Consider the following 8,852-nt stretch of genomic DNA (forward strand, 5'->3'; position numbering starts at 1 on the left):
CATCCCCCGAAAGGACAGGACACATCATGAACAGCACCAGTACGCCATCCCCATCCCCATCCCCGAACCTGCCCACAGGCCGTCGCCGGGTGCGGACGGTCATCGCGATCGCCGCCACCGCCGTCCTGGTGGGCGGAGCGATCACCGCCGGCGCGCTCTTCCGTGCCGCCGACGCACCGGCCGCCTCGGCCGACGAGGCAGGCGCGCTCGAAACCCGGATGCAGTCGCTGGTCGATGCCGGCTACCCCGCCGTGCTCGCGTCGGTGACCTCGCCCGACGGCGACGTGCAGAACGTCGTCGTCGGTGAGGGTGACATCGCGACCGGCGAGGCGCCTCCGCTCGACGGAGAGGTGCGGATCGCCAGCAACACCAAGATGCTGGTCGCCACGGTCGTGCTGCAGCTGGTCGATGAGGGGCTCGTCGACCTCGAGGCGCCGATCGAGACGTATCTGCCGGGCCTGATCCGGGGCGAGGTGCTCGACGGGGCCGGCATCTCGGTCCGTCAGCTGCTTCAGCAGACGACCGGCCTGCCCGAGTACGCCGATCAGATCGCCGCCGACGCCTTCGGGGCGCAGAAGCTGTACATCTCTCCGCGCGACATGCTCGACATCGCTCTGAGTCGCCCCGCGGGGTTCGCGCCGGGCGAGAAGTGGGAGTACAGCAACACGAACTACCTCATTCTCGGATTGCTGATCGAGGCGGTCACCGATCGAGCACTCGCCGAGCAGATCGACGAGCGCATCGTGCGCCCGCTGGACCTGGAGCACACGTACTTCCCCGCGCCGGGAGAGCGGGAGATCCGCGGCGAGCACCCTACGGGCTACCATGCCGAGAAGCCGGGAGAGCTGCGCGACTTCTCTGCCATGGACACCTCGTTCGCCTGGTCTGCGGGTGCCATGGTCTCGACGCCCGGCGAGCTGAACACCTTCATGGCCGCGCTGTTCGACGGCGAGCTGCTGAGCGATGAGACGCTCGACATCATGCAGACCGGCGTGCCGGCGGGCGACGAGCTGTGGCCGGGGGCCGCGTACGGTCTCGGCGTGCAGAGCTATCCGCTCAGCTGCGGCGGGGTGGCCTGGGGGCACGGCGGCGATATTCCGGGCACCCAGACCCGCAACGCGGTCGGCCCCGACGGCACCGCCGTCACCATCGCGGTGACCGCGCTGCCGTGGGCCCTGGTCTCGCAGGAAGACGAAGAGGCTCTGCTCGAGCAGTACCGGATCGTCGTCGCCGCGCTCGACGAGACGCTGTGCGACCGGTGACCGGAGCGCCCTTCACGCCGGGCCCCGTCTCCCTCCGGGGGCGGGGCCCGGCGTGGTTGACTGAGGCCATGTCCTCTGCGGAGCCCCCCTTCCTGCGCGCTGAGCTCGTGCGACGGGCGATCCCGCCGGTGCTGGTGTTCGCGGCCGCGCTCGGCTACATCGGCGCCGACCTCTGGAGCGACGAGCTGCCCGCCGCGGTCCCCGGCGACCTCCCGCCGATCCTGCACGCCGGTCTCGTCGCGCTGCAGGCGGGGTTCCTCCTGTTCCGCCTGCGGGCGCCGATCGCCGTCTTCGTCGCCGTGGTGCTCATCGACGCGGTGATCCTGGCCACGTCGGCGGGCGAGTTGGGTGTCGGCTCGCTGGGCGTGATCTTCGCCGCCTACGGCATGGTTCGTCACAGTTCGAGGAACCGGGCTGTGTGGGCGCTGGTCTTCGGTGCGCTGGTCACCACGGTCGTGGGCGGGGGTGCCATGATGCTCGGATCCCGCGAATCGGTCCTCATCCTGATCGTCACCGTCGCCGCGCGCATCGCGCTGCAGTACGTGGCTCCGGCGGCCGTGGCGGAGTACTTGCGTGGGCGTGAGCGTCTCGCCGACGCGCTGCAGGAGCAGGCGCGCATGGCCGAGCACGAGCGCAGTGAGCGAGCGGAGCGCGAGGTGCGGGCCGAGCGCGAGGCTCTCGCGCGCGAGCTGCACGACATCGCCGGACACCATCTCTCCGGGATCATCGTGAGCGCCCAGGCGGCCACCGCACTGACGCGCAGCGACCTCGACCGCGCGCGCGAGATGATGCAGACCGTGCAGGACGACGCCCGCATCGCGCTCGCCGACCTGCGCCGCACGGTGGGGCTGCTGCGCAGCGACGACGGTGAGCCGTCGGGTCGTCCGAGCCCCGTGCCCACCGTCGCCGGCATCGGCACGCTCGTCGACGTGGCGCGCGAGCGGGGTCAGCGCGTCGCACTCGCCGTCACCGGCGATGCCCGCCCACTCGGCGCGCTCGCCGAGACCACCGCATACCGGATGGTGCAGGAATCCCTCGCGAACGCGGCCCGCCATGCACCCGGGGCCGGATGCGAGGTGAGCGTGCGGTTCGGATCGGATGCCGTCGACATCACCGTCGTCAACGAGGCACCGGCACAGGGCGCCGCGCCGGCAAAGGGAGAGGAGTCGGGGGTCCGCTACGGCCTCTCCGGCATGGCCGAGCGCGCCGAGCTCATCCACGCACGGCTCTCCGCCGGCCCGACCGACGACGGCGGATGGACCAACCGCCTCACCATTCCTCTCGACGGACGGAGCTCCGCATGATCCGCGTCCTCATCGCCGACGACCAGGCCGTGGTCCGCGCCGGTCTCGCCGTGATCCTGGGCACCGAGGCAGACATCGATGTCGTCGGCGAAGCGGTCGACGGCGCCGACGCGGTGCGTCTCGCCCGCAGCCTCCGCCCCGATGTGGTCTGCATGGACATCCGGATGCCGGGCACTGACGGCATCGCCGCCACCCGCGAGATCGTCGAAGACCCGACGCTGTCGACCGACGTGCTGATCCTCACCACGTTCGACGTCGATGCCGACGTGTTCGCCGCACTCGAAGCCGGTGCCGCCGGGTTCCTCCTCAAAGGCGCCGACGAGACCACTTTGCTCGCGGCCGTCCGCTCGGTGGCCGCGGGCGACGGAACCCTCGATCAGCGGCTCACCCGGCGCATCCTGCACGAGTTCGGCGAACGCCGTCGCGCGAGCAGCACCCCGGTTCCCGCGGCGGGGCTGCCGCTGACCGAGAGGGAACTCGACGTCTTGCGACTCCTGGCCGAGGGACTGTCGAATGCCGAGATCGCCGACCGGCTCTTCGTGGAGCCCACCACCGTCAAGTACCACCTCGCCGGCATCCTGCAGAAGACCGGTGCGCGTGACCGGCTGCAGGCGGTCCTCTGGGGGATCCGTGCCGGAGCGGTCCAGCCGGGCTGAGCTCCGCCAACAAGAACAGCTGGCAAACGAGGCCCCTGGGAGCGGTCCCGCGGCGTAGCATGAGCCCGTGGCTACCAAATTCAACCCGGCCGAAGTCATCAAGCAGGTCACCGAGCGTCTCTCAGAGCGCTACCCGGAGACCAGCCGTGACACCATCGCCACGCTCGCGACCGAAGAGCTCGGCAAGATCTCCAGCAGCAAGGTGACCGACTACTTCACGGTGCTCACCGAGCGGGCCGTGCGCGAGCGCCTCCGCGCCTGACCCACTCTCTGCCAGCCAGCTCAGGAAGCCGGACTCTGCGCGGCCTCATCCGGATGATTCGGTGTCCAGCCGAGCCATCCGTCCGGGGTCTCGGCGACGCTCCAGGCGCCGCAGGCGAAGACCGACGACACGCTGTACACGTCGACCGTGTCGTCGATCGAGTACGCGGGTGCCGATTGGCGCGGCACCTCGACGCACTCTGCAGCCGACAGATCTTGTCCGCTGTCGACGGCCACCGAGGCATCGTCGGATTCCGTCGACTGCGTGATGCGGATCGCCGAGCTGTCCCCGGGAAGCCACGGCACGGTCAGGTCTCCGTCGGCCTCCAGGGCTGCGGCGTCGGCGAACTCCGCGGACTTCTGCTGGTGGACGAGTGAATCGACGATGCTGCACCCCGAGAGGGTGACGGTGACGGTGGCGACGACCGCGGCGACCGCGAGTCTGGGCAGGAGGGAAGTTCTCATGACTCCAGCCTCGCGACACGCAGCGCCCGCGTCGTCGCCCGCCAGGCTGATCGCGGCTACATCGTGAGACGGATCTTCGTCACTCCTCGGGGGTGTCGAGGACTTCGTCGATGAGCGTGATGCCGCCGGAGCTGCTGGCGGACTGCATGAGCGCTTCGATCCACTTGACGTTGAGTTCGGGAGTCTCGGGCTCGTCGAAGGTGAAGCGGAGCGGGATCGAGGGGTGCAGCCAGATGGTGCTGCGTCCGTTGGATTCGTCTCCCTCGGCGTGCCGCCAGGAGAGCGTGAACGACTCGTTGCGACGGAGCTTGGTCGCGACGACGACTTTGAGGTGCGCGAGGGCGCGTTCCTCGATGTGGATCGGATTCTCCGACCCACCGTAGTGAAGTGTGGCCATGCGCCGACCGTATCCCATATATCGGCGATCCACCTCGTGGCATGACGTGAGGCGTCGTGAGGGCGCGCTCAGTGATGCTCGGGCATGTCGTAGTCGACCTGCGAGTGCGACTCTTCGGACTCGGACTCGGCGGCCATGGGGCGGGCGATCGCGTCGATCCGCTCCTGCATCTCGACGACCGCGTCGCTGTTGTCGGGCGGCGTGACCTCGGAGTTCGTCGATTCGACCACGAGGATCGTGCTCGGCGTCAACAGGAAGGACGCTTCGACGGTGTTGCCGTCTGGGCTGATCGACGTGAGAGTCACCGTGTCGGACGTCTCGTTGTTGGCCAGGAGGCGGGCATACTCCAGCAACGTCTCGGCTGCCTCGTCGCCCATGAGGAGTGATTTCTCTGCATACGTGACGTGTTTCATGCAGGCACCATAGGACCGGACGTGAACCTTCGTCTCGGGTCTTGACAGCGCGATCGATTCGGGCCGCGTCGCGCTCATCGAGAAGAGTCAGACGTGCAGGCGCTCGACGGGAGCCGAGTGTGAAGTGTGCTCCTGCCCGGTGTCGGGCTCGTGCACGAGATACAGTCCCGAGGGCGAGTTCGCCGTGAACGAGAGAGCATCGACCCATGCCCGGTTGATCGCCGGCTGTCGGCTGCCCGCGTACTTGAACACGAGGTTGCTGCCTTCGTGCACCCACACCGTGGTGCGTCCGCCGCCGATGCTGGCGTCTTCCCGCCACGAGAACGGGAACGGCTCACCGCGACGCAGCTTGGCGGTGATCACGAGCTGCAGATGGGTGAGCGCTCGATCCTCGATCTCCGTCTTCGGTCCACTTTCGTAGACGAACTTGCCCATGATGTGTCATCCCTTCGTGCTCAGTAGTCCCAATCCGCGCCGGCGAGTGCGGGTTCGTGAATCGGTTCCTCAGCCGTCTCGCCCTGCACCGAGATCACGATGCGGCTCGCCGCCGTCACGAACACGCTCATGAAGACCACGCCGGTCAAGGCCATGCCGGTGGTGAAGTGCACGAAACTTCCGGCGGACCGCGCCGCACCCTCCAGCCGCGACATGAGTTCGACGAGGTCCTGCCCGGGTGTCAGCACGAAATCGCTGCCGTTGATGGCGACGTGTGTGGTCAGAGGTGTTCTTAAGTCGCTCATTACATGAACCTACGCAGGAAACCCTCTTTGCACGAGGGGCCTTGCTATCCGGGGCGAGAGCGAGAACACATCTCAGCGACTCATTCCCGGAGGGAGAAGCGGGCGCGCGGGCGGGCAGCCCTCTCGAAGGCCGGGTTCCCATACCCGTGCCTCGAGAGGGCTCGCCACAGGGGGAGTGTGGCGTCGCCTCGCTGCGTGGCGTAGCGCCCCAGACGCTCCGCATGTAGCCCCAGCTACGAAGAAGACAGTACCACGCCTTGTCCCCCATATGGGGGACAGGGCGGAAATGTCCCCGGGTACCCGGGGAGCTGCGGTAGAGATCGTGTGGGATGACGCGGGATGACACGACGACGCCGCCGACCCGGGGAGCGGTCGGCGGCGTCGGGGGCGTCGTCAGGACGGGCGTTGCTCAGTCGGCGTCGGTGCCCACGACGGCGAAGTCCGCGCCGAAGTCGATGTCGATGGAACGGTTGTCGGTGGTGAGCACCGAGGCGTCGTACGGGCTGACGTCGTCGCCGTCGACGTCGAGATCGGTGATCATTCCCTCGGCCTCGTCGAGCGCGGCGGTGACGAGCGCGCGGATGGTGTCTTCGTCGAGGCTGAGCGTCGGACCGGTGTCGTCGCCGTCGGCCGCGTCGGTTCCGACCACACTCGTGGCGAGGTCGGCGTCGACGCGCACCTCGGTCTCGTCGCCGTTCGCGGCGGTCAGCTGCACCTCCCACGTGCCGTCGCGCTTCGCGTCGATCGAGGTCACATCGCCCTCGGCGGCCTCGCGGGCGGCGTCGGCGATCTCGACCAGCTCGTCAGCCGATGCCGTGCCGATGCCGGTGACGGGGCCGCCGCCGTTCGACGGGGTGCCCTCGTCGCGGTCGCTGTTGTCGTCACTGTCGCCGCGCGGGCCGGCGGGCTGCCCACCGCGATCGTCGTCGTTCGGGCCGTCGGACATTCCGGGACGGTCGTCCTCGCCGAACTCGTCACCGATCGCCGCACCGACGGCGACGCCGCCACCGGCGAGCACCACGACTGCGGCGATGCCTCCGCCGATCAGCAGGGCGCGCTTGCGGCGGGGCTTGGCTTCGGGGGCCGCGGCCTGCGCGGTCGGGGCGGGAGCGGGGGCTGCGGCATCCGGAGTCGGAGCGACCGGGACGGTCGGGGAGTCGGGAGTGCTGCCGTGGATCGGCTCGGGCGTCTGGTCGGGGGTGGGTGTCTTGTCGTCCATGTGACGATCGTCTCGCGGCACCGCTGAAGCCCTCCTGAAGCGACCTGAAGACCTCTTCAGGAAGGCGCGAGCGGCAGCGTGACGACGAACCGCGCCCCGCCCCACCGTGAATCGTCGACGACGACCGTGCCTCCGCTCGCCGCGGCGATGGCGCGCACGATCGCGAGCCCCAGACCGCTGCCGCCGGCGTCGCGGCTGCGTGCCTCATCGAGGCGCACGAACCGCTCGAACACGCGCTCGCGCTCGTCTGCCGGCACTCCGGCGCCGTCATCCTCGATCGTGAGGAACACGTGCCCGTCGACGGGTGTCACCCCGATCACCAGGCGTCCCTCGGCATGCCGTGCGGCGTTGTCGGCGAGGTTGCGCAGCAGCTGACCGAGCAGGCGCGGATCCCCGGTGACGCGCGCCGCGCCGATCCCGCTGCCGTCGACGTCGAGCCCCAGAGCCCGCAGCCGGCGCACCTCGCCGAGCGCGAGATCGTCGAGGTCGACCGACTCCTCACGCGTGGTGACGCCCTCGTCGAGCCGGGCGAGCAGGAGCAGCGACTCCATGATCCCCTGCAGGCGCAGCCCCTCCTCCGACACGACCTCCGCGAGCTCACCGATGCTCGTGGCGCCGGGGTGCGCCTGGGCGAGCTCGGCGTGCTGACGGATGGTCGCGAGCGGTGAACGCAGCTCGTGCGAGGCGTCCGACACGAAGCGCCGTTGCGCGGTCGCCGAGGCGTCGAGCCGATCGAGCATGCCGTTCATGGTGGTCGCGAGTGCCGCGATCTCGTCGGCGGAGTCGGGCACCGCGACGCGTCGGTCCAGGTGCTCGGCGGTGATGCCGTCGACCTCGCCGCGGATGCGCGTGACCGGGCGGAGAGCACGTCCGGTCACCAGCCAGGTCGTCACGGCGACGAGCAGCAGGAGCAGCGGCACCGCGACCGCGAGCAGAACCCCGACCGTCGCCAGCGTCTCGGCGTCGTCTTCGGCCGAGACGGCGAGCACGAGGGTCTGGTCGCCCTCGAGATCGTCGGAGACGACCAGCATCCGCTCTCCGTCGACCGTCGTCGTCTGCGGGTCGTCCGAGACCGGCAGCGGCGTCGATCCCAGTCCATCGCGCGCCTCGTCGCTGGCGCCACGCACCGCGCCGTCCGCGCCGATGACCTGCACGATCTCGTCGTCGAGTTCTTCGATGTCGCGCCCGCCGGGTCCGCCGGGTCCGCCCAGGCGGTCGCCGAGCTCCTCGAGGCGCTGCTCGGCCGCGCGCTCGGTGCTGCCGTGCACGCTCGCACTCAGCACGCCGTAGAACGAGACCGCGCCGATGAGCAGGGCCACCGCGACGACGACCGTCGCGCCGAGGGTCGTGCGACCGCGCACCGACCGCCACCAGCGACTAGCCACCGTCGGCCGCCAGCCGGTAGCCCGCACCGCGGATCGTCTCGATCGCCTCACGGCCGAACGGCTTGTCGAGTTTGCGACGCAGGTGGCCCACGTAGACCTCGACGATGTTGGGGTCGCCGTCGAAGTCGTCGTCCCACACGCCGTCGATCAGTGCGCGCTTCGAGAGCACCTGTCCGCGGTGGCGCATCAGATGCTCGAGCACCGAGAACTCGCGAGCGGTGAGCGTCACGGCGGTATCGCCTCGCCACACGCGGTGCGATGCAGGGTCGAGGCGCAGATCGCCAGCCTCGAGGATCGTCGGGCGCGCGACGGCACCGCGGCGGATCAGGGCGCGGATGCGGGCGACGAGGATCGCGAACGAGAACGGCTTGGTGACGTAGTCGTCGGCTCCGGTCTCGAGCGCCTCGACCTGGTCCCACTCGCCGTCCTTGGCGGTCAGCATCAGCACCGGCGTCCAGTTCTCCTCGGCTCGCAGCGCCTCGCACACCTTCCACCCGCTCATGCCGGGCATCATCAGGTCGAGCACGATCGCGTCGTACCGCGTCTCGCGTGCCCGCCAGAGTCCGTCCGTGCCGTTGTGCGCGACGTCGACCGCGAATCCCTCGGCCTCGAGCCCCCGGCGCACGCCGTCGGCGAGGCGCACCTCGTCGTCCACCACCAGGATCCGCATTTCTCCAGTGTGGCGGGCGAACGCTGAATCGCGCCTGAAGCGGCGCCCTTCCGCCGTCGAACGGCGCGGAGTACGGTCAG

At 69.7% G+C, this 8,852-nt stretch carries 12 protein-coding genes; 4 read left to right on the forward strand and 8 right to left on the reverse strand.

The window, feature by feature from the left end; translation table 11 throughout:
* Positions 1-89 precede the first annotated feature (89 nt).
* The 4 genes from AC2D10_RS12085 (at position 90) to AC2D10_RS12100 (ending at position 3,484) form a co-directional block, all read left to right on the forward strand.
* Positions 90-1,262: a serine hydrolase domain-containing protein gene (locus AC2D10_RS12085; protein ID WP_484707984.1), complete on the forward strand. Its 1,173-nt coding sequence runs from the start codon at positions 90-92 to the stop codon at positions 1,260-1,262.
* 68 nt (positions 1,263-1,330) lie between these two features.
* Positions 1,331-2,566, forward strand: coding sequence for a sensor histidine kinase (locus AC2D10_RS12090; protein WP_484707985.1), 1,236 nt, complete (start codon positions 1,331-1,333; stop codon positions 2,564-2,566).
* The gene (locus tag AC2D10_RS12095) at positions 2,563-3,222 is read left to right on the forward strand and encodes a response regulator (protein ID WP_484707987.1); all 660 of its coding nucleotides are present in this window, start codon (positions 2,563-2,565) and stop codon (positions 3,220-3,222) included. The genes AC2D10_RS12090 and AC2D10_RS12095 overlap by 4 nt, the downstream gene beginning before the upstream one ends.
* Positions 3,223-3,289: 67 nt before the next feature.
* Complete coding sequence (locus AC2D10_RS12100) at positions 3,290-3,484, forward strand: three-helix bundle dimerization domain-containing protein (protein ID WP_484707988.1); 195 nt, start codon at positions 3,290-3,292, stop codon at positions 3,482-3,484.
* 20 nt (positions 3,485-3,504) lie between these two features.
* Here the strand turns inward: AC2D10_RS12100 and AC2D10_RS12105 are convergent, their stop codons facing one another.
* The 8 genes from AC2D10_RS12105 to AC2D10_RS12140 all read right to left on the reverse strand — a co-directional run bounded on the left by AC2D10_RS12105 (position 3,505) and on the right by AC2D10_RS12140 (position 8,772).
* Entirely contained in the window at positions 3,505-3,948 is a 444-nt protein-coding gene (locus tag AC2D10_RS12105) for a hypothetical protein (RefSeq protein ID WP_484707989.1), read from the reverse strand.
* 79 nt (positions 3,949-4,027) lie between these two features.
* Positions 4,028-4,345 carry a DUF7882 family protein gene (locus AC2D10_RS12110; RefSeq protein WP_484707992.1) on the reverse strand — a complete coding sequence of 106 codons (318 nt, stop codon included), beginning with the start codon at positions 4,343-4,345 and terminating at the stop codon, positions 4,028-4,030.
* A gap of 68 nt (positions 4,346-4,413) precedes the next feature.
* The gene (locus tag AC2D10_RS12115; RefSeq protein WP_484707994.1) at positions 4,414-4,758 is read right to left on the reverse strand and encodes a hypothetical protein; all 345 of its coding nucleotides are present in this window, start codon (positions 4,756-4,758) and stop codon (positions 4,414-4,416) included.
* Positions 4,759-4,845: 87 nt separating this feature from the next.
* A complete protein-coding gene (locus AC2D10_RS12120; protein WP_484707995.1) occupies positions 4,846-5,193 on the reverse strand; it encodes a DUF7882 family protein in 348 nt (115 codons plus the stop codon).
* A 20-nt stretch (positions 5,194-5,213) separates the two neighbouring features.
* Positions 5,214-5,498, reverse strand: coding sequence for a hypothetical protein (locus AC2D10_RS12125; RefSeq protein WP_484707996.1), 285 nt, complete (start codon positions 5,496-5,498; stop codon positions 5,214-5,216).
* Positions 5,499-5,907: 409 nt separating this feature from the next.
* Positions 5,908-6,717 (reverse strand): PepSY domain-containing protein, encoded by an 810-nt coding sequence (locus AC2D10_RS12130; RefSeq protein ID WP_484707998.1) that lies wholly within the window; start codon positions 6,715-6,717, stop codon positions 5,908-5,910.
* Between the two features lie 56 nt (positions 6,718-6,773).
* A complete protein-coding gene (locus tag AC2D10_RS12135) occupies positions 6,774-8,102 on the reverse strand; it encodes a sensor histidine kinase (RefSeq protein ID WP_484708001.1) in 1,329 nt (442 codons plus the stop codon).
* Entirely contained in the window at positions 8,095-8,772 is a 678-nt protein-coding gene (locus AC2D10_RS12140; protein WP_484708002.1) for a response regulator transcription factor, read from the reverse strand. The genes AC2D10_RS12135 and AC2D10_RS12140 overlap by 8 nt, the downstream gene beginning before the upstream one ends.
* Positions 8,773-8,852: the final 80 nt, after the last annotated feature.

The sequence above is a fragment of the Microbacterium sp. PI-SA-G genome, assembly GCF_057215335.1.

Excerpts from the sequence above, each read along its gene's own strand:
- AC2D10_RS12090 (WP_484707985.1), top strand. The coding sequence starts at position 1,331 with ATGTCCTCTGCGGAGCCCCCCTTCCTGCGCGCTGAGCTCGTGCGACGG.
- AC2D10_RS12095 (WP_484707987.1), top strand. The coding sequence starts at position 2,563 with ATGATCCGCGTCCTCATCGCCGACGACCAGGCCGTGGTCCGCGCCGGT.
- AC2D10_RS12105 (WP_484707989.1), bottom strand. The coding sequence starts at position 3,948 with ATGAGAACTTCCCTCCTGCCCAGACTCGCGGTCGCCGCGGTCGTCGCC.
- AC2D10_RS12110 (WP_484707992.1), bottom strand. The coding sequence starts at position 4,345 with ATGGCCACACTTCACTACGGTGGGTCGGAGAATCCGATCCACATCGAG.
- AC2D10_RS12115 (WP_484707994.1), bottom strand. The coding sequence starts at position 4,758 with ATGAAACACGTCACGTATGCAGAGAAATCACTCCTCATGGGCGACGAG.
- AC2D10_RS12120 (WP_484707995.1), bottom strand. The coding sequence starts at position 5,193 with ATGGGCAAGTTCGTCTACGAAAGTGGACCGAAGACGGAGATCGAGGAT.
- AC2D10_RS12125 (WP_484707996.1), bottom strand. The coding sequence starts at position 5,498 with ATGAGCGACTTAAGAACACCTCTGACCACACACGTCGCCATCAACGGC.
- AC2D10_RS12130 (WP_484707998.1), bottom strand. The coding sequence starts at position 6,717 with ATGGACGACAAGACACCCACCCCCGACCAGACGCCCGAGCCGATCCAC.
- AC2D10_RS12140 (WP_484708002.1), bottom strand. The coding sequence starts at position 8,772 with ATGCGGATCCTGGTGGTGGACGACGAGGTGCGCCTCGCCGACGGCGTG.